Source organism: Corynebacterium sp. (assembly GCF_043426755.1).
Taxonomy (GTDB): Bacteria; Actinomycetota; Actinomycetes; order Mycobacteriales; family Mycobacteriaceae; genus Corynebacterium.
Window position 1 is genome coordinate 20,701 of the sequence record NZ_JBHWRP010000026.1, and the last position, 19,996, is coordinate 40,696.

Here is a 19,996-nt window from a genome sequence, read left to right on the forward strand (position 1 = left end):
AAGAATACTCGGAGTGATTAATTTTGCGAAATTTTTTCACGCCCTGACCTGTGTTTTCGAGGAAAAGATGAATTACTTTAAATTTGGAATTGACATGTCACCAACTTTTCTTTAAAGTTGTTGACATCACCGCAAACGGCGCAGGGCGCTGTTGTTTGGGTGATACACCAGAAAATTTGAACAACATCTTTAGAAACAATATTTAGGAGTATGACATGCAGAACCTGAACGGTACTTTTGACCTGGACCCAGCACACACCACGATTGGCTTTACTGCCCGTCACGCAATGGTGACCAAGGTCCGCGGCAAGTTCGACGAGTTCGAGTCCACCGTGGTTGTTGACCAGGAGAACCCTGCGAACACCAAGGCTGAGGCAACGATCAAGGCTGCTTCCGTGGACTCCGGCAACGAGGACCGCGACAACCACGTGAAGGGCGACGATTTCTTCGCGGTTGACAAGTACCCAGAGATCAAGTTCTCCTCGACCGAGTTCAACTTGGGCGAGGATGGCACCGGCACCGTGACCGGCGACCTGACCATCCGCGACACCACCAAGCCAGTGACCTTGGACGTTGAGGTCTTCGGTGTTGAGGAAGACCCATTTGGCAACACCCGCGTGGGCTTCGAAGCATCCACCCAGATCAACCGTAAGGACTTCGGTGTTGACTTCCAGGCTCCACTGAACTCCGGTGGCGTACTGGTTTCTGAGAAGGTCACCCTCGAGATCGAGGGTTCCGGCATCAAGCGCGACGCTTAAGCCGGTTCTCCCCTATTAATCTTCCGCCGCCTGTCTTTTCTTTTCCCTTTCCTTAAGGTCCCTTCTCTCCTTTTCCGATGAGGTCAGGGACATCCGTGGAGAAGAGACAGGCGGCGGATTTTTCTTTCCCAACTAAAGCGCGTTTTAGAGCTGCGTCACGCTGCTTTTCAGCTCGTCCATGCTGTAGCGGGCGGCGGCAGCCACTGTGTCGTAGCGTTGCGGGAAACACGTCAGGACAAAGACCTGATTATTCTTCCCCACTTGGCTGAACAACGTATTCATTAGGGCTAGGCGCTGCGGGTCCGTTGCTCCTAGTGCGTCATCGACGATGACGGGGGCCACGGACTCTTCCCCACCGCTCTCGGTGGCGAGCTCTGCAATCGCGAAGCGTGTGAGCACAGCCATTTGCTCTTGTGCGCCGCCAGACAGCTGGGCCAGTTCCACGGTCGCGTCATTGATCGTACGCGCGGTGACCTGCAACCGATCATCCAACTCGAAAGACACGTCGGGGCCGAAAATCACGCTGGCGTATTTGGTCAATGCTTCCGCAAAAGGCGCGGAATAGCGCTGTCGTGCCTCGTCACGATGCTTATGCATGGTGCTACGCAACAAGTCGACCGCAGCCGCGCGCCGATCCGTGCGCTGCTTTTCTACCTCGAGTGTTTCGACCCTGGCACGGGTCTTATCCACTTCTTCCGCAATGCCACGAGCTTGCTCGATATAGCCCTGCAACCCGGAGATGCGGATTTCAGAGGCCTTGGCGCGCTCCTTGAGAGTCTCCACTTTCGTCCGCGCCCCCGCGAGCAGTTGCTCGGCCACATCGGGGTTGGCCTGGTGCATAGCGGCCGTCGCACTTGCCGCCGCCTCGTCGGCTTGCGCTTCCGCTTCCTTCGTACGGGTGACTGCCTCATCGAGTTCTTCGTCGGAACTGCGCTGGCGGGCCTGTTCCAATTCTTCTGAGGCCGTGGCCAAACTACGTGCCGCTGCTTCGCGCTCTGCCTCTACAATCTGCAGTGCAGTCTGTGCTTGGCGCTGCGTCAGTGGTTGCAGAGCTGCCTCAGCCTTCAGCAGTTCGGTATCGGCCTCATCAGCCTCCTTTTGTGCCGCCGCCACATGTGCCCCAGCGGTCTCGTCGTCAAGCTCCTGAAGCTCCGGATCGAGTTCGGCAACACTTGCGGCAAGCTTTTCCTCCTCAGCACGCAGGTCGTCCGTGCTGGACTTACCGACGATGGTCGTGCGGCGCTCGCGCGCTTTGGCTAGCTGATCTGCGTGTTCGCGATGGGCATCGCGAAGAGTCCGGACTTCCTCAAGATCCGCGCATTCCAGTTCCTCCAAAAGGTCATTCAGGGTTTCTTCGGCACGATTGAGAGCCTCGCGCCCGTCTGTTGCGTCGGCCGCGGCCTGGTAACGCGCAGCGAATTCGCCGAAGCGCACTTCAGTACCGTCGTAGACCTGAACTTCGGTAGCTCCGTCAAGGGTGACCTCGCGGCCATCGACGAGGACCTCACCCGAGTCCGGGGACGTGACCACCAGTTTTGCCGCTGTCGCCTGGCTGAGCCGGCGTTGCAGCTCCACGTCGTTGGTGGCTTTTTCGACGGCGCGCACATTCTCGTCAGTAATGGGCCGTTCCGGAGCGCTGTCGCGTAGCCGGGCAACTTCCGCGTCTGCGTCTTCCAGCTTTCCAAGGATCTCGCGCGCCTCGACAAGACGGGCAACCTTACGCACGATGTCTCGGTTCGCGTTCGCTTCCCGGAGGGCAGTCCGTGCCTCGTGTTCGCGCGCCTTCGCCGCTTCGACGGCAGCGCTCAACCGCTCAAAAGCTTCCCTTTCCTCTTGGGCTTTCTCGGTGGCGGCTGCGATCTTCTCGTCATATGCAGCTACATCGCGCTGAGCTTGAGTGACGCGCTCAACCAGTTGTGCTCGCTGCTTTTGGTCCGCTACCGCCTGCGATGACTCGCGGGCTGCCACGGTCTGGCGTTCCTGGGCGCGCTCAGCCTCCACACGTGTTTTGTTCGCGGCTTCAAACTCGGCTTCGCGTGCCTTGAGCTGCTCCTCAGCTTCAGGCAATTCTTGTTCGGTGTGGTCGATTTCCAGTTGTTTTCGGGCGACCTCATCGACGTAGGAGCTGAGCTGTTGGGCTTCCGCTTCCTGCCGCTGTAATTCTTCTCGCGCTGCGTTGAGGTCTTTGTCCGCGTCGAGGCGTTCCTTGGCCGGCCTGCCGGTCTTGGTGAAGTACCTTTCGTACTCTTTCTCGATGCGCTCCATTAACTCAGTATCTTCGGTACCTGCAAGATCATCGTCATCGCCGGCATCCAACGCGCGCGTCATCGACGGGATACCCACGGCGTCGATACCTTTCGGCAGCTCGTCCTGCCGCATGAATAGCGTGTCGACGAGAGTGGAGTCCATATTCTCTTCCACGATCTGGGACAACGCTGCGTCCGCGTCACGGCCGGTGTAGTTCTTCCGGTAAGGCTCCATCACCGTCAGCTCGCTCATGCTCTTGGCAAACCAGCGCTTACGGATCCGCAGGCGATACTCACCAATGGTGGCTTCCAGCTCAACCTCGGGTGATGCATCGCGGTGGACCGGACGCAGAGGCCTGGTGTTTTTATTGTTCGCGTTGTGGTTTTCTGTCAGTACAACGCGCAGAGCGTCCATGATGGTGGATTTTCCGGCTTCGTTATCGCCATGGATGACGATCACACCGGTCTCCGGCAGCTCCGTGAGTTCCAGGTGCTCGACACCGCGGACATTGGTCAGGCGCAAAGAATGAATCAACATCGGGTTTAGCCCTCCTGGCTCAGTCGAAATAGCAAGTTAACAGCGTCACGGGCAGTACTACTGCTGGCGCCACCATCGTGCCGTGAGGCAGTCTCTACCAGCTCCTCCATGGCACCTTTGGCAAAACCTTGCAGAGGCAAGGCCTCCAATTCCTCATCCCCGGGCTCTAGGTGCAGGTCCATTAACCGGGTGCGCTCATAAAGCGCGGCGAACACATCCTCGCGCGCGGCCACGCCACTTTCCAACGCGTGGGTAGCTTCCAAGCCCAACGTGCCGCGGATGGAGTACTTGATTGCGGTCCTAGCCTTGGCTTCATAAGAATCCAAGCGTGCCAAGAACTCGGCGACATCATCTGCGTCTGTCACATCGGCGTGGAGGGCGTCGAAAGTCCACTCCCCTGTCGGTACTTCTTGCACGTCACAGCCGCCGTCACTGTCGAGCGTGACGACGAGGGCATTGCCCGAATTCGTCTCCCCGCCCTGCACGCCTGGGTAATGATCGTGATAATCAGTCACCTCCGGGGAGCCAGAAAACCATACTCGCCCACTCGAGCCCAGCGACATCGTCGAGTGAGTATCGCCAAGGGCAAGACAATCAATCACGCCGTCGTCTAAAGCATCCTCTACGTTGGCCAAATCAATCAGATCCGGTGCGGCATCGCTGGAGTAGGACTCCACTTGGCCATGTCCCACCATCACCCGCAGACCTGTCGTCGGCTCCAAGCCACGCAACGCTTTGGCCACCAGATCTTCGGTCGCCCGCTTCGCGGTCAGCGGCGCGCCCACGATTTCCACGCCATCACGCACCGGTACTGGCTCAAAGGTGGACAGCACGGTCACATTGTCTAAGATCTCGGTTTTACTAAAGATTGAGTCCGCCACCAGCGGGTCATGGTTACCGGGCAAGAGGTAGACGGGCACAGGCAAGCCGCCAAAAGCTTCTAAAGCGCGCCCGGTGGTGCCCCGGTCCAGGGAATTGTGTTCGAACACGTCACCGGCGACCACGATAAATTCGGCGCCGTGTTCGTCGGCAAGCGTCCCCAATCGCTCCACGGCACGCAAACGTGCCTCGTTAAAACGTGACTGCGCTTCCGGCTTAAGGAAGGCGCGCGTCATGCCTAGCTGCAGATCAGAGGTGTGAATGAAGGTTAATTGCGTCATGCTTTAAGTTGTAGCAGACGCCTCGGACATGTGCCCTGAACTGCGGGGATCACTCCCCACGTGTGAGCTCATCGTAGAGGTCTTCGATATCGGCCACCGCGCGCAACTGATCGATGTTGGTAAAAGAAATCGTCTGCATCGCCTTGTGCAATAAGTCCAGGTCAGAATCATCCAGCATGGGCGCCACCTTCGGCGAGGGCACAGACGGCAGCCCGCGTCCCGTCCAGAAAAACTCCGAACCCTCCGCCGAGTTCTCCTTCGACACCGTCGCCGCCGACGCGCGCACGGTGCGCTCCAGAGAGTTCAGGTCCAGCCCTCGCAACTGGAACAGGGCGGGCGGATCCGCGTCAATACGCGCGGCGGCCTTCTCCGCCATCGCAACAGCATGTTTGCAAGCTTCTGCCTGGTCAGGGCAATCGCAATTAAACACGATGTCGCGCAAGTCCTCTGCCAACAGCAGGTCTAGCACGCGGTCCTCAAACGTCCCCCGGCGCGCCAACGTAATCCCGTTCGGGGTGCGCGCCAGAATGTCAGTGATCTCGGTGAGCTCCTCCGGCCCACGGTAGGGCAGGCGCATCACCACGTTGAATGGTTCGTTCTGGGAGCCTGCCACCTGACCGTGGATGGCGCCGTTGCGCAGGTTCAAGGCGATCACGTTACCGTTGGCTGCGTACTGGCGCCCGCGGCTGACTCGCCCCTGGTCGGTCTTGCGGATCGCCGCGTTGAAAATGCGCATTGCGGCCGGGGACCACGTCATGCCCGTTGGTCGCGGTGGGACGTTGACCTCGTCGGCAGAGTTGACGCGTGTGCGGGCGCCAAAGTTGGCGTAGATGACATTGTCTTTGCGTGGACGTGCCATGTGTTACTCCTTTTCTGCCCGGTAGGCCATGAGCCGCTGCAAGTCGTCGGGCTCCAGTTCGGTAATCCAGCCTTCGCCCTCGCCGACGACGGTACCGGCTAACTGCATCTTGCCGTCAAGCACGTCTTGGATGGACTCTTCCATGGTGCCGCGAGTGATCATCTTGTACACGTCGACGTTCTTGTCCTGCCCGATGCGGTAAGCGCGGTCCGTGGCCTGGTTTTCCACCGCCGGGTTCCACCAGCGGTCCATGTGTACCACCATCGAGGCGGCCGTCAGGTTCAAACCGGTACCGCCAGCCTTCAAGGACAGCAGCATGGCACGCGGCCCGTCCTCGGACTGGAAGTGGGCGACCATGTTGTCGCGCTTATTCTTGCTCACCCCGCCGTGTAAGAAGGGAATGTCTTCACCCAGACGCGAGGAGATATACGGCTGCAGAATATCGCCGAAGGCCTTGTACTGGGTAAAGATGAGCACGCGCCGATCCTCTTCGACGGCCTTGCGCAGCAACTCCATCAGCTTTTCCACCTTGCCAGAGCGGTGCGCGCCGTTAAGGGTGACGGGTGAGCCATCGCCAAGATAGTGCGCCGGGTGATTACAGATCTGCTTGATGCGCGTGATCGTCGCCAGCACCAGCCCCTTGCGCGCCATCCCGCTGCGCTCGCTTAAGGCCCGCTGCATCGAGTCCGTCAGCGCTTTATACATGGCGGCCTGCTCAGTAGTCATATCGACGACGACGATCTCCTCCGCCTTCTCCGGCAGATCATCAATAATCGACGGGTCAGTCTTCAACCGGCGCAGAATAAACGGGGCGGTCAATCGGCGCAGCCGCTCCCCCATCTCCGCCGCCAAATCCTCATCGCGCGACCCCTCAATCGCCTTCGCAAAGTGATTACGGAAGAACGTGGCCGAACCCAACATGCCGGGGTTGACGAAGTCCAGAATGGAGCGCATCTCACTGAGCCGGTTCTCAATCGGCGTACCCGTCAGCGCGATGCGATGGCGCGCCGGGATGGCGCGGACGGATTTGGATGCGCGTGTCGACGAGTTCTTGATCGCCTGTGCCTCATCGAGCACCACGTGGTCCCAGTCGAACTGGCTGAGCTCTGAAAAGTCTCGCCCCACCACACCGTAGGAGGTAATCAACACATCCAGGGTCTCCATGGCTTCGAAGAGCTCCGCCCCATGCAGGCGATCGGATCCATGGTGCACGGCAACCTTCAGCCCCGGCACGAAACGCGCAGCCTCATTGGCCCAGTTACCCACCACGGACGTGGGTGCGACAACCAGCGTTGGCCCGGCCACGTCCCCGCGCTCGTGTTCCACCGCCAGCATGGTGAGCAGCTGCAGGGTTTTGCCCAGGCCCATATCGTCGGCAAGCACAGCGCCTAGGTTGTTGCGCGACATGAAATAGAGCCAGTCCACGCCGCGTCGCTGGTACTCCCGCAGCTCGGCGGTGACGGTGTCGGGGATGTCGAGTCGCAGCGGTGCGGGTCGGTCCTGTCCCCCGATCAGCGAGGTAAACCAGGGCGAGCCCTCAAATTCGATCGGTTCGCTGGCCATGGATTCCAGGGCGAGTTCGCGCAGCTCGGCGGCGGAGACCATGCCGCTCTCGCCGTCCTCTAAGTCGCCCTCGCCACTCGCGGCGGCGTTATATTCCTCGCGCAGCCGTTCGGCTTCGGCGGCCAGCTCTTCGGCGTCCTCGGCCCCGTTGGACTTCGCGATCTCGGCGCGCATCGCCGCCTGCTCCATACGGCGCTTCAGCCCGGCGCGGGATTGCGCGGCCAGCTGCTCCATGTAGTCGGAGATTTTGCTTAACGACGAGGTGTCGGCCAAGACCCACTCGCCGCGCAGTTTGATCAGGCCGGTTTTAGAGTTGACCAGCTCTGCCATTTCCTCGTCGGTCAGGTCCACATCGCCGACGGAAAGCCGCCAATCGTAGGTGAGCAGCTGGTCGAAACCGAGGCGGGTGACCGTCGCGTCGTCGGCTGGGTCGTGGGCGCGCGCCACGTGGAGTTTCGCCGTTGTCTCGGCGGTGGACCAGGCCCGTGGGAGCATGACGGCGAAGCCTGCGGCGCGCAGTGCGGCGGCGTCGTGTTGGACGAACTCGACGATCTGGTCGGTGGTTAGGTAGGTGTCCCAGTCACCGACGTTATTCGGGTCGCCTTGTGCGCCCACCGGTGGGTGCAGGGTCGCATCCACGCGTGGGGTGATCGCCATGGCGCGGCGCAGCGAGCCCTTAAGTTTTTCGGTGCTGGTGGGGTCCAGTTCGGCCAGGCGGATGGGCCGTGGTGCGTCCGTCCCGCTGCGGACCTGGATGCGGACGGGCCACCGGTCCCCGCTTCCATCGGAGGAGAAAGTTGCGTCTGCGTCGGGCTGTTCGACGATGAATACCATCTGCACGTTGACCGCTGTGATGGAGCCGTTCCACGCGGTGATGTGCTTCAACAGCTGGGGGCCACCGCGGCGCAGGGGCTGGGAGCGCAGGAGCGAGTCGACGAAGTCATGCAGCGGGTAGGGCCGCTCTTCTTCGAGCACGTGGCTCAGGCGCGCGGACGTGATCCAGTGGACGAAGGTTTGGGCGATGGATTCGGACAGGTTGACGTTATTGACCACGATCACACCGGGGGCCGCAGCGATCATGTCGGCTAACCAGCCGCGCTCCTCCAGCCCGGTACCCAGCTGCCATTCCGGGAACCACTGGTTGTCGATGTACTGCACGCGGATGCTCACCCGCCCGGCGCGGATAAATTCGGTCAGGCCTTTATACATCCGCAGGATCCAGTAGAGGTCCGGTGCTACCGATTCGCGTTGGGTGCGAGTCGCCGCCGGGGAGTCCTGGTCGAGGAACGAGATCTGCTCCAGGAAGGAGATGGCTTCATTCGGGGCGAACGCCGCGGCAGGAATGCGCAGGTTCACCTGGCGGCCCTTCGGCGTTTGGAGGGTGGCGCTGACACGGCGGCGAAACTGATCGTCGTTAAGCATTGCTTCGATGACCGGTGGGAACGTGCCTGAGGGGACCTGGGAGGGCAGGATGATGCGGTGACCGTGTACCTGTTCAACCCAAAGGTTGAGGCCGGAATCTGCAAGCCAGAGTCCGTGCACCAGGTAGTCAGCCATACTCGTCCTACTCAACTTCCTTATTAAACGTGTGATCCTGCTAATAGGCGACGGGGGTCATAGCTCGTCACACCACGTGCGCTATTGTCGAACCAACCATTGTACCCGCGCAGACCACAACGCGTTAGATTGAAAGAAGAACACGGATGAGCGATAACACGTGGATGATCATTGCGATCGTCATTTACTTCGCTGTGATGATCGGTATTGGGTGGTATTCCTACCGCCAAACCAAGAAGTATGACGACTACGTGCTAGGCGACCGCGGCCTCCACCCCTTCGTGGCAGGCTTGTCGGCTGGTGCTTCCGATATGTCGGGCTGGTTGCTCATGGGCCTGCCGGGCGCGCTCTACGTCTCGGGCATGAGTGAACTGTGGATTGCGATCGGCTTGCTGATCGGCACGTGGGCGAACTGGCGCTATGTTGCCCCGCGCATGCGCTCCTACTCGGAGGTCGCCGACAACTCGATCACCATGCCCAGCTTCTTCGAAAACCGCGTGCATGATTCTTCGCGCGTGCTGCGCATTCTGGCTGCCGCCATCATTATCTTCTTCTTCACTTTCTACGTATCCTCCGGCATGGTGGCCGGTGGCCGCTACTTCGAGTCCACCTTCCAGGGTGACTACCTCACGGGCATGCTGATCGTCGGTGGCATTACGGTGCTGTACACCTTCATCGGTGGCTTCCTTGCGGTGAGCTACACCGACGTGGTGCAGGGCCTACTGATGTTTTCGGCCCTGCTCATCGTTCCGATCATGGCGTTTTTCTCCCTGGATGATCCCAGCACGCTGTTTAGCTTTGCGACGAACAATGCCTACGGCCCGCACTCCGAACCCAATGAGACTTACTTCAACCTGATCGCCGGGGTCTCGGCCGTGACGATCATCGGCAACCTGGCATGGGGTCTGGGCTACTTCGGCCAGCCGCACATCATTTCCCGGTTCATGGCGCTGCGCTCCCCTTCACAGGCACGCCAGGCCGGCAACTACGGTGTGTTCTGGGTGACGCTGTGCTTCCTCGGCGGCATCGCAACGGCGATCATCTCCACGCAGTACTTCGAGGAAAAGAACGCCACGGTCACCGACACCACCAGCTATGAGACGATCTTCCTCGACCTGACCCGGATCATGTTCCACCCGCTGATCGCCGGCATCATCTTGACAGCCGTGCTCGCCGCCATCATGTCCACGATGAGCTCTCAGCTGCTGGTCACCGCCTCCGCACTGGTGGAAGACGTCTACCGCGTATTCGGCAAGAAGCAGGCGTCCACCACGGGCCTACTGTTGGGCTCGCGCCTGATGGTGCTGGCGGTGGCGATCGTCGCGATGCTGCTGGCGATCAACCCCTCCGATTCGATTTTGAACCTGGTGGGCTTCGCGTGGGCCGGTTTCGGCTCCGCGTTCGGCCCGATCATCCTGGCCGCGCTGTACTGGAAGCGTCTGACCGCGCCCGGTGCGATCGCGGGCATGGCCACCGGTGCCGTCGTCTCCTTCGTGTGGGGCAATATCGATGCCGATTGGGCCGCGCTGTATGAGATCGTCCCAGGCTTCCTCTCCGCGGCCATCGTGATGGTGCTGGTCTCCCTGGCCACAAAGCCACACCCTGAGGCTGAGGCCGAGTTCGACGAGGCTATCGCCGTCACTCGCTATTCCTCCCAGCACCCGAATACCACCTTTGCGCAGGCCCGTGAACAGATTCACACTTCCCCGCGCGAGGGAACCGCTGAGGGGTCCACCGCAGTCTAAGGGGGTATGCGCACTTTTACCCGCGTCTACCTTCTTGTCCTGACTCTGCTCACGCTTGCCACCGTCCCGTTTCCGGCTCCACCCGGGATCGACACGGGCGCGCGTGAGCTTTCTGCATTTTTGGACCACACACCTTCTTCCGCACACCGCGAGCGGATCCCCGGATATAGGCGCGAGGCTTTCGGCCCCGGCTGGGCCACCCTTTCCTCCGGCTGCACCGTACGCGAGCAGCTTCTGGTTGAGCATTTTTCGCTTGACGACGATCCCCCTGCCGTACCCGCCCAACGGTCCTGCCCATCGTCGTTAAGCACCCTTGATCCTGCTGTTGTGATCACGGACCCGTACACGGGCAGCGAGCTCGTGCGCACGGACGTGGAAATTGATCACCTGGTGCCGCTGGCTGCGGCGTGGGACCTGGGGGCACATAGCTGGGACGATGCGACGCGGGAGGCTTTCGCGAATGACCCGGCGAATTTGGTGGTGACGTCCCGGGAGGCAAACCAGGAGAAGTCGGACAAGCTTCCTAGCGAGTGGCTGCCGCCTGCTCGTGCTGCGCGGTGCGACTATGCCATTAAGATGGCCAGCGTCGCCTATCGATACTCTTTGGCGCTGCCAGAGGGGGACAAGAAAGTCCTGCGCAGGCAATGCCGTTTGACTATCGGTGCGTGGTTCATCGTAAGGTAAACACGAACATTTCCCGATTCTGTTAGAGACTGTGAGGCATACATGCTGAATTCCCTTCTCATCTTCTTTCACGTGGCCGCGGCGATCCTGCTGCTGGCACCCGTGATGGTGGGTGTCTCCGCTTTCCCACGCCAGGCTGACGCAGCCCGTGCCGGCGATGAACGCGCTGCCGGACGCGCGCAGCTACTGCACCGTGTCAGCTCCACCTACGGTATGCTCTCCGCGCTGGTTCCGCTGCTGGGTGCTGCGGTTCTGTTCGCGGGCTGGTCCGAGTACAAGTCCATGTGGCAGTTCCACACCTCGCTGATCGTGGCCATCGTGGCGTGGGCGGTCCTGATCGCCCTGGTGATCCCGCAGCAGAAGAAGATGATGGGCAGCCTCAACCTGCTGCCGGCATCCGATGCGGATCCAGAGCATGACCACGTTGCCGACTGGGATGGTGCAAAGAAGAAGGCCACCATCGGCGGCGGCATCTTTAACCTGCTGTGGATCATTCTTCTGATCCTGATGTACGTCTAAGCCAACTAGCCGCTTCTCCCCTGGCGCAGCGCCTCTTTGAGGGGAAAGAAAAGGTCCGCGTCCTGCTACGGGATGCGGACCTTTTACTTTTTTGAAGTGCGTGTTAAGCGTGCGGTCTTAGTCGCGCCAACGGCCACCACGGCCGCCGCGGCCACCACGATCGTCACGGTCGCGGCCACCACGGTAACCTCCGCGGCCACCGCGATCATCACGGTCACGGCCACCACGGTAACCACCACCGCGGCCGCCACGACCACGGCCACCGCCGCCACCGCGGAAGTGGCCGGCGCCGCCGCCAGCGTCCTTCTCAATGTGGATCAGCTGGCCGGAGATGCGGGTGTCTTCCAAGCGGTCCAGGACGGACGGGTCCAGGTTCTTCGGCAGCTCTACCAGGGTGTGGTCCACCGCGATAGTGATGCGTCCGAAGTCTTTGGAGCTCAATCCGCCCTCGTTGGCGATCGCACCGACGATGGCGCCAGGGCGCACGTGCTGGCGCTTGCCCACCGCAAGGCGGTAGGTTTCGAAGTCGCCGTCTCGCTCGAAGCGGTCGCGTCCACGGCCCCGGTCGCCGCGATCTCCACGGTCAAAGCGGTCGCGTCCGCCGCGGTCACGGCGATCATCACGGTCCCACTTGTCGCGGTCGCGGCGATCCCGCTTCTGCTTCGGTGGCTCCTTCATGAAGAACTCTTCGCCGGCCTGCGCCTGGGTTGCCAGGGCTGCGGCTACGTCCTCCATTGGCACGTCGTTGGCCTCGGAGTAGTCCTTGACCAGCTTGCGGAAGATGTCCATCTCCTTGGATTCCAAAGATTCGGTGATGGAGTCAGCGAACTTCGCCTTGCGCGACTCGTTGACCTCATCAACCGTCGGCAGTTCCATCTCTTCGATCTTCGCGTTGGTCACGCGCTCAATGGAGCGCAGCATGCGACGCTCGCGCGGAGTGACGAACAGGATCGCCTCACCGGAACGTCCGGCACGGCCGGTTCGGCCAATGCGGTGGACGTAGCTTTCGGTGTCATTCGGAATATCGTAGTTGAACACGTGGGAGATGCGCTCCACGTCCAGACCACGAGCAGCCACATCCGTAGCCACCAGAATGTCTAGGCGGCCGTCACGCAGCTGGTCCACGGTGCGCTCACGCTGCTGCTGGGCGATATCGCCGTTGATTGCAGCCGCCGAGAACCCACGCGCACGCAACTTCTCTGCCAGTTCCTCGGTTTCGTGCTTGGTGCGCACGAACACGATCATGGCGTCGAACTCGGTCACCTCAAGGATGCGGGTGATCGCGTCCAGCTTGTTGCGGTGCGCCGTGAACAGGTAGCGCTGGCGGATGTTGGTGTTGGTGCGGGTCTCGCTCTTAACGGTGACCTCTGCTGGATTGTCCAAGTACTGCTTGGAAATCTTGCGGATCCCGTTCGGCATGGTTGCCGAAAACAGTGCGACCTGCTTCTCATTCGGGGTGTCTTCCAGGATGCGTTCCACGTCTTCCTGGAAGCCCATGTTCAACATCTCGTCGGCCTCATCGAGCACCAAGAAGCGCAAGTTGGAAATATCCAGCGTGCCCTTCTCCAAATGGTCGATGACACGGCCTGGCGTGCCGACGATAATCTGCGCACCACGGCGCAGGCCTGCCAGCTGGACGCCGTAGGCCTGACCGCCGTAAATCGGCAGTACCTGGATCTTGCCCAGGTGGTCCGCGAAGGACTGGAAGCTGTCTGCCACCTGGAGCGCTAGCTCACGTGTGGGCGCCAGCACCAAGGCCTGCGGGTAGCGCTCATTCGGGTCGATTTGGCTGAGAACTGGAAGCGCAAAGGCTGCGGTCTTACCCGTACCAGTTTGCGCGAGACCGACAACGTCTCGGCCTTCCATCAGCAGTGGAATCGTCTCAGCCTGAATGGCGGAAGGCTTTTCAAAGCCCACGCGCTTGACGGCATTCAGGACTTTCTCGGGCAGGCCGAGGTTGTCAAAGCCGTTGTCGGCGTGCTCTGCAGGTTCTTCGTTTACTTCTTCATTGGCCGTATCCGCTTCTGCGGTTTCGGCGCCGGTATCCTCAGAGTCCGCCGCATCCCTGGTGTCTTCGTTAGTGGCCTGCACAGTATCCTGCTCTGCCACGACATCCTGCGGGTTATTCTGAGTTTCCGACTCATTAACATTGTCCGGCTCATGTACGTCGCCGGTGACGTTTTCGGAATTGCTCATCGCCTACGAACAGTACGCCACTGATCCACTTTTCACCATTCGCTTTATGCCGACACGCCCACCCGACCACCAATTCGTGCGATCAATGGGGGTAGTTTTCGAGCAGCTCAGGCACCATGCCCGCCCATTGTGGGGAGCATTCCCCAAAATGCTGACGACTCAAAGCACTAGGCGTTAGAGTACAACGCATGAAACGACAACTAATCACCCTTGTTGCCGCTTCCGCACTGGTCCTCACCGGCTGCGACGGCAACGGCAACCAGACAGACAGTCAAGCACTACCGGAGCCGACCATGTCGTCGTCCTCTACCGGTACAGAAGATTCCACGGACGACTCTGAAGCTACCGACGACACCGCAGAGGAATCGTCGGAACGCGAGAGGGACCAAGAACAAATCTCGGTGAACCCGGACCAATTCCAAACCGCCGAGAACACGTGGTTGGTCTCCACCCACGACAACGGCCAGTGCCTCATCAAAACTACCGAAGGGGATGAGTTGTTCAGCTGCAACCTGCCGTTCGCCGACCCTAAGCCCCCGGCACTATCGGCCGTAACAGGTATAGATCCCCTTGCCGAGGAGCCAAATATTGCCTCAATTGACCCAGTGGTAGGGGTCTACGCTGACTGGGCTCCTGGTTCTCAGGGGCACGGGGCCTCGACCTATCTGGAGCCTGGGGAAAGCACGGAGATTGAAGGCATCGAGCTCGCGCATCTCCCCGATGGCACGTTCAAGGTATCCATGGGCGTGCACTGGTTCACCATGAACGACGGTCAGTTTGAAAAGTCGCAAGCTCCGTTTGTCGAAGACGATTCCGAGTTCGTCAGCGGCGAAGCGCAGGCAGGCGAAGTCTGCGGAGAAGTAAAATCCAAGGGCGACGGCTCTACACTGCGCGTGGTCGCGGAAGAAGCCACAGACTGCACGGTGGCAATGGAGGTCATGTCCGACTACATGAGTGATTCCCCAAGCGGCACTCCACCGCAGGGGTCCGGTGGCCACTGGCTGGCGCCGAACAGTTGGCATTGTGGGAGAAGCTACCTCTTCCCCCGAGAAGAAGCGGTTGGATATAAGTATTCTCCCGGATGTGACTCCTTTCGCGCGACCGACGGCAGCTACGGCAGCGTGATGGCAGTCCCAACTGATTGGGAGTACGCCAATCTGTAGAGCTCGGCTTTAGGACCCTTCCTTAAAGCTGCCATCTGCGGTGATCACGGGCTGCACCGACCAGCAGAAGTTAATCCACTTGTCGGTTTCCTTCCACGAGTAATCGGGCTGGAACGTCGTCGACGGCTTGGTGTAGATCACCGCAGAGCGCACCTCAATGGGCACCTTGGGGCTGTTCGGGTTCAGGTCCTCATGCTCCAGGATGCGGCAGACCAGATTCAGCGTCTCACCGGAGTCCGCCACGTCGTCAACGACCAGCACGCGCTTGCCAGCTAGGTTGGATGAGTCCAAGTACGGTGGCAGCAGCATCGGCTCCGGCAGGGTCTGGCCGATGTCCGTGTAAAACTCCACGTTGATCGAGCCCAACGGCTTAATGCCCATCGCGTAGCCCAGCGCACCAGCGGCGATGAGTCCACCGCGCGCCACGGCGATGATCAGGTCAGGCACCCAGCCGGAGTCCACAATCTGCTGTGTAAGTTCACGGCTTGCCTCGCCGAACGTCTCCCACGTGAGGTTTTCACGTTCCGGATCGACCCACTCTGGTTGGTTCATGCTCACCACCGAAGCTCCCTTCGCCCATCTTGGACCTCAAAAGATATGTGTTGTTAGACAGCTTAAATGGTTCCGCCCGGACTTTCGTAACCTACCAGGCCTTTCCGCAAAACCGCAGGACGCCTGCACTGCAGGCCTGCAGGCTTTTCGACGATCGCCCAGCCAATCATCAGAGAGTTCACCGCAATCCCCCATACTCGCCCGAATGTTTTATTAACATAGGGAATCATGACATCGAATCTGCGCGTTCTGGCAGTTTTATCGCTTCTCACACCAGTTGCCCTGGTTGGGTGTTCTGCCACGCAGGACCCAGAGGCTGAGCCCTCGTCGGAAGTCTTCACCACCGTCGCTGAGGACGCGGAAGGCCAGGACGAGACCGAGGAAGAAACGACGGAGCCCGAAGCCGCAGAGGATCCCGATATCGAACGCTTCGCCCTTGCCAAGGACATTTACGCAGTCAAGGTGCCAGGATACGGCGCCTGCACTGTCGATCTTGTCGCGGATTCCATGTTCTGCCGCGTCGACGATCCTGAGGCCTTCAATTTCCCTTCGGCGACGTCGATACATGATCCCGTAGTTGGCTTCTACCCCGTCCCCGACGGCGACCCCGCCCCCTTCGAACAGGCCGAAGAGCTGCACCGCGGCGAGATCGTCGATATCGGCGGAACGATTCTCGCCCACAACGACAATGGCACCATCCGCGTCGACCGCGGCCCGCACTGGTTCGCACTCGTCGACGGGCAGCCTGTCCTCGGCGAGTCCCCCTACTCCCTCCCCGAGCCGCCGATCAGCGATGGTTCAGCGCACATGGGCGAGGTCTGTGGCCAGGTGACCGTTGGCGAGGACATCAGGTTGAACATCACCGCGCTTAACGACGAAACCCTCTGCCCCGCCGCCCGGGATGCTGTGACCGCATACATCCACGATCACCGCGGCGAGGGTGAGTGGACAAGCCCCGACGGCTGGGAGTGCTCCCGCGACTACGCCTTCCCCGCCGAAGAGGTCAGGCCCGAAGACCGCTTCCCTACCTGCAGGCACCCCGACGATGGAGCTGCCGCTGCAGTCTCCATGAAGTGGCCCTAAGGGCGCTTAGTTAGTCTTAGACGCATGGCGAAATTTATCGAGGTCACCGGTGCCGTCTTCGTCCGCGGCACCACGGTGTTTGCAGCCCAACGCGGCGCAGGCAAGAATATGGCCGGCATGTGGGAATTCCCCGGAGGCAAGATCGAACCTGGTGAATCTCCTGAAGAGGCACTTGCCCGCGAGATCCGCGAAGAACTTCGCGTTGATGCTGTCGTCGGCGAACACATCACCACCACGGCCTACGAGTATGACTTCGGCACCGTCAACCTCGCCACGTACTTTTGCACGCTTTCCGACGATGCATCTCCGACTCTCACCGAGCACCAAGATGCCCGCTGGGTGCCAATCGATGAGCTCAACGATCTGGACTGGGCACCGGCCGATATCCCAGCAGTACATCTGATCATGGAGAAGCTCGGATGAGCACATCGAAACCGGCACTCCGCGTGGGAGTGGAACACGGTTTTGTCGACCGCTATGTGGGTTCAAGTCCTGTGTTCAACCCACTACTCGTGGCGAACACTGACGAAAACACGATGCTAAAAGCAATCAACGAAGAGTTGAGCACTGCAGAGTCTTTCGTTTTCTCCGTTGCGTTCATTTCTTCTGGTGGTCTCAGTGCGTTGAAGACGGCCTTGGTGAATTTCAAGGGAGCCGGAAAAATAATTACTTCGGACTACCTAGATTTCAACGAGCCAGCGGTCCTCGAGGAGCTTCTTGAACTGCCGAATGTTCAGACCTACGTCTTCACTCAAAAACCGCACCATGCCAAAGGATATATTTTCCGTCGAAGCGATCATGCGACTTCGATCGTTGGATCCTCGAACCTAACGCGAACGGCACTGATCAGTAACCGAGAATGGAATCTACGGTTTTCCACCCACGACGACGGCGATATCACTGATCAACTCAATAGAGCCATCGACGCTCACCTCGATGAGGCCGAGCCCCTCACAACCGAATGGATCGAGCAGTACGAGGCACGACGAGTCCCGCCGCCAAAACGGTTCGACCCTGAACTTCCGGCAACCCTTGCTAGTAAGGGTGCCGACGAAGTTATTAAACCCAATGCGATGCAAACTGAAGCGTTGGAGAAGCTGCAGTTAGTCCTCGACAACGGTGAGCAGCGAGCGCTCATCATTTCTGCAACCGGTACCGGTAAGACAATTCTTTCCGCTCTTGCCACCCAAATGTACGATCCGCAGCGGCTACTATTTGTGGTTCACCGTGAACAGATTTTGGAGAAGGCTGCTTACGAGTTCCAGCGTGTCTTACGTTGCGATGAATCAGAGATCGGCTTTTTCGTCGGCTCTCGTCGACAGCTCGATCGCAAGTACGTGTTTGCCACGATCCAGTCTCTTTCCCGCCCGGAAACACTCGCACGCATCTCACCGAAAGAATTCGACTTCATCATCATCGATGAGGTTCACCGTTCCGGCGCGGACACCTACCGCCGCGTGATCGATCATTTCCGACCCGAATTTTTATTAGGTCTGACCGCCACCCCAGAGCGGACCGATGGCTTCAATATTTTCGAACTTTTCGATCACAACGTTCCGTACGAGATTCGTCTTCGTTCCGCCCTCGAATCCCACATGCTCGTCCCCTTCGACTATTACGGTGTGACTGACTGCCAGTCTGCGACGAACGGAACGCCCAACGACAAATCGTCGATCGACGAGCTTGTCGACGAAGATCGCGTGGATTACATTGTGTCGATTTTGGAGAAATACGGATTCTCCCGCGGAGTGAAAGGCCTTTTCTTCTGCAGCCGCAACGAGGAAGCCTCAAAACTCAGTGAGGCTTTAAACGGTCGTACCGTGTACGGCAAACCACTACGAACGGTTGTCCTCTCCGGTGATGATCCAGTTGAAAAGCGCGAAGAAACCATCGCGAACCTAGAAGCCGGCGACATCGATTACATTCTCACCGTTGACATCTTCAACGAAGGCATCGACATCCCCTCAGTCAACCAAATAGTCATGCTGCGAGCGACACAGTCGTCGATCATTTTCACCCAACAATTAGGACGCGGGCTAAGGATTGCTGAGGGGAAACGTTCCCTTCGCGTTATCGATTTCATCGGTAACTACGCAAACAACTACCTCATCCCCATTGCATTAACCGGCGATCGATCCGGGGTGAAGGAATCGGTGCGCGAGACGATTCGTAAAGCCAACCGCTCTCACTTCGCAGGCCTGTCGACGATTAGCTTCGACGAGGTGGCCACCCAACGAATCCTTGAATCTCTCGAAAAGGTCAATCTTCTTGATAAACGGCGGGCAAAAGAGGCAATCATCAACCTCACTCACCGGCTCGGTGGCATTCCACGCCTCATTGATTTCGAATACCACGAGTCGACGAACCCAGCATTGCTTGCGAGCAAGTGGGGTAACTACTGGTCTCTCCTCCATTCCCTCAAACTCGTTGACCAGGCGCCACTGGCTAAGGAAAAGTGTTTTCTAGATTTTCTCCACGGCGAGATTCTGAACGGTAAGCGACCGCAAGAAGCTCTGGTACTGCGCGAATTATTGTCCACCCGCCAAGCTCCAACGGAAGATATCGCAGCAATGCTCGCAGCCGGCGGCTACCGGATCGACAATGACGCTTTGCGATCAATCGCGCGAGTCCTCGACCTCAGTTTCTTCACCACCGCGCAGCAAAAGAAATACGGGGAACTTCCTGTCGCCACTGTCGATTCCTCTGGCACTTGGCGCCTGGGTGAAGACTTCGCTGCACTTTACGATTCCTACAACACTTCCGAGCGATTCACCCCGATCAGTTTCCGGGATCACATCGATGACTTCATCGAAACAACACTGCTTCTCAACCGCAAGCACTATGACAAGAGCGGCACCCTTGTCGTCGGAAAGACGTATACGCGCCGGGATACGTGCCGCTTGCTGAACTGGCCATCAAACCAGGAGAGCACGGTCTATGGCTACAAGACGGACAAAGCAACCATGACGTGCCCGATCTTTGTCACCTATCACAAGGGTTCAGACATCGAGGCGAGTGTGGACTACGGCGATGAGTTCATCGACCAATCGACGATGCACTGGTTCACGCGAAACAACCGGACGCTGGAGTCGAAAGAGCTTGAGCCCATTTTAGGCAACGAGGCGGAACTCCACCTGTTCGTCATGCGCGAGGACGCAGACGATGGTGATTTCTACTATCTAGGCCAGGTGAAGTCCGACAACGCTCAACAAACGACGATGAAGGGCAAAGAGGGCGCTGAACTCGATGTTGTCACGACAGACCTAAATTTGAAGGTCCCCATCTCGCCAGAACTTTTTGCAGCACTTACTGCACCGAAAACGGAAGCAGTCACCGCCTAGCCGCCACAGGGCCTCGTCGTAAAGCGAAAAGC

14 protein-coding genes are annotated in these 19,996 nt (G+C 59.3%); 8 read left to right on the forward strand and 6 right to left on the reverse strand.

The window, feature by feature from the left end:
* Window positions 1-215 precede the first annotated feature (215 nt).
* Window positions 216-758, forward strand: a complete 543-nt coding sequence (locus tag ACHFGA_RS02475; protein WP_394280862.1) for a YceI family protein — start codon at window positions 216-218, stop codon at window positions 756-758.
* Window positions 759-902: 144 nt separating this feature from the next.
* Here the strand turns inward: ACHFGA_RS02475 and ACHFGA_RS02480 are convergent, their stop codons facing one another.
* The 4 genes from ACHFGA_RS02480 to ACHFGA_RS02495 are packed head-to-tail and all read right to left on the reverse strand — an operon-like array spanning window position 903 to window position 8,681.
* Window positions 903-3,542 carry an AAA family ATPase gene (locus ACHFGA_RS02480; RefSeq protein ID WP_394280863.1) on the reverse strand — a complete coding sequence of 880 codons (2,640 nt, stop codon included), beginning with the start codon at window positions 3,540-3,542 and terminating at the stop codon, window positions 903-905.
* 5 nt (window positions 3,543-3,547) lie between these two features.
* Window positions 3,548-4,702 carry an exonuclease SbcCD subunit D gene (locus tag ACHFGA_RS02485; protein WP_394280864.1) on the reverse strand — a complete coding sequence of 385 codons (1,155 nt, stop codon included), beginning with the start codon at window positions 4,700-4,702 and terminating at the stop codon, window positions 3,548-3,550.
* 49 nt (window positions 4,703-4,751) lie between these two features.
* Window positions 4,752-5,561: a hypothetical protein gene (locus tag ACHFGA_RS02490; protein WP_394280865.1), complete on the reverse strand. Its 810-nt coding sequence runs from the start codon at window positions 5,559-5,561 to the stop codon at window positions 4,752-4,754.
* A gap of 3 nt (window positions 5,562-5,564) precedes the next feature.
* On the reverse strand, window positions 5,565-8,681 hold the full coding sequence (locus ACHFGA_RS02495; RefSeq protein ID WP_394280866.1) for a DEAD/DEAH box helicase: 3,117 nt from the start codon (window positions 8,679-8,681) through the stop codon (window positions 5,565-5,567).
* 146 nt (window positions 8,682-8,827) lie between these two features.
* On the opposite strand from ACHFGA_RS02495, the gene putP reads away from it, so the two are divergent.
* From putP to ACHFGA_RS02510, 3 genes are read left to right on the forward strand one after another with little or no spacing between them, the layout of a single operon-like run.
* The gene (gene putP, locus ACHFGA_RS02500) at window positions 8,828-10,426 is read left to right on the forward strand and encodes a sodium/proline symporter PutP (RefSeq protein WP_394280867.1); all 1,599 of its coding nucleotides are present in this window, start codon (window positions 8,828-8,830) and stop codon (window positions 10,424-10,426) included.
* 6 nt (window positions 10,427-10,432) lie between these two features.
* Window positions 10,433-11,110 carry an HNH endonuclease family protein gene (locus tag ACHFGA_RS02505; RefSeq protein WP_394280868.1) on the forward strand — a complete coding sequence of 226 codons (678 nt, stop codon included), beginning with the start codon at window positions 10,433-10,435 and terminating at the stop codon, window positions 11,108-11,110.
* A gap of 42 nt (window positions 11,111-11,152) precedes the next feature.
* Complete coding sequence (locus ACHFGA_RS02510) at window positions 11,153-11,629, forward strand: DUF2269 domain-containing protein (protein ID WP_394280869.1); 477 nt, start codon at window positions 11,153-11,155, stop codon at window positions 11,627-11,629.
* 117 nt (window positions 11,630-11,746) lie between these two features.
* On the opposite strand, the gene ACHFGA_RS02515 is transcribed toward ACHFGA_RS02510, so the two are convergent.
* Window positions 11,747-13,825 (reverse strand): DEAD/DEAH box helicase, encoded by a 2,079-nt coding sequence (locus ACHFGA_RS02515; protein WP_394280870.1) that lies wholly within the window; start codon window positions 13,823-13,825, stop codon window positions 11,747-11,749.
* A 188-nt stretch (window positions 13,826-14,013) separates the two neighbouring features.
* Between ACHFGA_RS02515 and ACHFGA_RS02520 the strand changes: the two genes are divergently transcribed.
* Window positions 14,014-14,988 carry a hypothetical protein gene (locus tag ACHFGA_RS02520; protein WP_394280871.1) on the forward strand — a complete coding sequence of 325 codons (975 nt, stop codon included), beginning with the start codon at window positions 14,014-14,016 and terminating at the stop codon, window positions 14,986-14,988.
* A 9-nt stretch (window positions 14,989-14,997) separates the two neighbouring features.
* On the opposite strand, the gene ACHFGA_RS02525 is transcribed toward ACHFGA_RS02520, so the two are convergent.
* The gene (locus ACHFGA_RS02525) at window positions 14,998-15,540 is read right to left on the reverse strand and encodes a phosphoribosyltransferase (protein ID WP_394280872.1); all 543 of its coding nucleotides are present in this window, start codon (window positions 15,538-15,540) and stop codon (window positions 14,998-15,000) included.
* Window positions 15,541-15,768: 228 nt separating this feature from the next.
* On the opposite strand from ACHFGA_RS02525, the gene ACHFGA_RS02530 reads away from it, so the two are divergent.
* Genes ACHFGA_RS02530 through ACHFGA_RS02540 form a run of 3 tightly spaced genes read left to right on the forward strand, consistent with a single transcriptional unit; the run spans window position 15,769 to window position 19,964 of the window.
* The gene (locus ACHFGA_RS02530) at window positions 15,769-16,623 is read left to right on the forward strand and encodes a hypothetical protein (RefSeq protein ID WP_394280873.1); all 855 of its coding nucleotides are present in this window, start codon (window positions 15,769-15,771) and stop codon (window positions 16,621-16,623) included.
* A gap of 24 nt (window positions 16,624-16,647) precedes the next feature.
* Window positions 16,648-17,046, forward strand: coding sequence for a (deoxy)nucleoside triphosphate pyrophosphohydrolase (locus ACHFGA_RS02535; RefSeq protein ID WP_394280874.1), 399 nt, complete (start codon window positions 16,648-16,650; stop codon window positions 17,044-17,046).
* A complete protein-coding gene (locus ACHFGA_RS02540; RefSeq protein ID WP_394280875.1) occupies window positions 17,043-19,964 on the forward strand; it encodes a DUF3427 domain-containing protein in 2,922 nt (973 codons plus the stop codon). Before ACHFGA_RS02535 ends, ACHFGA_RS02540 begins: the two co-directional genes overlap by 4 nt.
* Window positions 19,965-19,996 lie beyond the last annotated feature (32 nt).

What these genes read in the sequence shown, in the direction of transcription:
- ACHFGA_RS02495 (WP_394280866.1), bottom strand. Translation starts at nt 8,681, where the DNA reads ATGGCTGACTACCTGGTGCACGGACTCTGGCTTGCAGATTCCGGCCTC.
- putP (WP_394280867.1), top strand. Translation starts at nt 8,828, where the DNA reads ATGAGCGATAACACGTGGATGATCATTGCGATCGTCATTTACTTCGCT.
- ACHFGA_RS02505 (WP_394280868.1), top strand. Translation starts at nt 10,433, where the DNA reads ATGCGCACTTTTACCCGCGTCTACCTTCTTGTCCTGACTCTGCTCACG.
- ACHFGA_RS02535 (WP_394280874.1), top strand. Translation starts at nt 16,648, where the DNA reads ATGGCGAAATTTATCGAGGTCACCGGTGCCGTCTTCGTCCGCGGCACC.
- ACHFGA_RS02540 (WP_394280875.1), top strand. Translation starts at nt 17,043, where the DNA reads ATGAGCACATCGAAACCGGCACTCCGCGTGGGAGTGGAACACGGTTTT.
- ACHFGA_RS02490 (WP_394280865.1), bottom strand. Translation starts at nt 5,561, where the DNA reads ATGGCACGTCCACGCAAAGACAATGTCATCTACGCCAACTTTGGCGCC.
- ACHFGA_RS02485 (WP_394280864.1), bottom strand. Translation starts at nt 4,702, where the DNA reads ATGACGCAATTAACCTTCATTCACACCTCTGATCTGCAGCTAGGCATG.
- ACHFGA_RS02480 (WP_394280863.1), bottom strand. Translation starts at nt 3,542, where the DNA reads ATGTTGATTCATTCTTTGCGCCTGACCAATGTCCGCGGTGTCGAGCAC.
- ACHFGA_RS02510 (WP_394280869.1), top strand. Translation starts at nt 11,153, where the DNA reads ATGCTGAATTCCCTTCTCATCTTCTTTCACGTGGCCGCGGCGATCCTG.
- ACHFGA_RS02475 (WP_394280862.1), top strand. Translation starts at nt 216, where the DNA reads ATGCAGAACCTGAACGGTACTTTTGACCTGGACCCAGCACACACCACG.
- ACHFGA_RS02530 (WP_394280873.1), top strand. Translation starts at nt 15,769, where the DNA reads ATGACATCGAATCTGCGCGTTCTGGCAGTTTTATCGCTTCTCACACCA.
- ACHFGA_RS02520 (WP_394280871.1), top strand. Translation starts at nt 14,014, where the DNA reads ATGAAACGACAACTAATCACCCTTGTTGCCGCTTCCGCACTGGTCCTC.
- ACHFGA_RS02515 (WP_394280870.1), bottom strand. Translation starts at nt 13,825, where the DNA reads ATGAGCAATTCCGAAAACGTCACCGGCGACGTACATGAGCCGGACAAT.
- ACHFGA_RS02525 (WP_394280872.1), bottom strand. Translation starts at nt 15,540, where the DNA reads ATGAACCAACCAGAGTGGGTCGATCCGGAACGTGAAAACCTCACGTGG.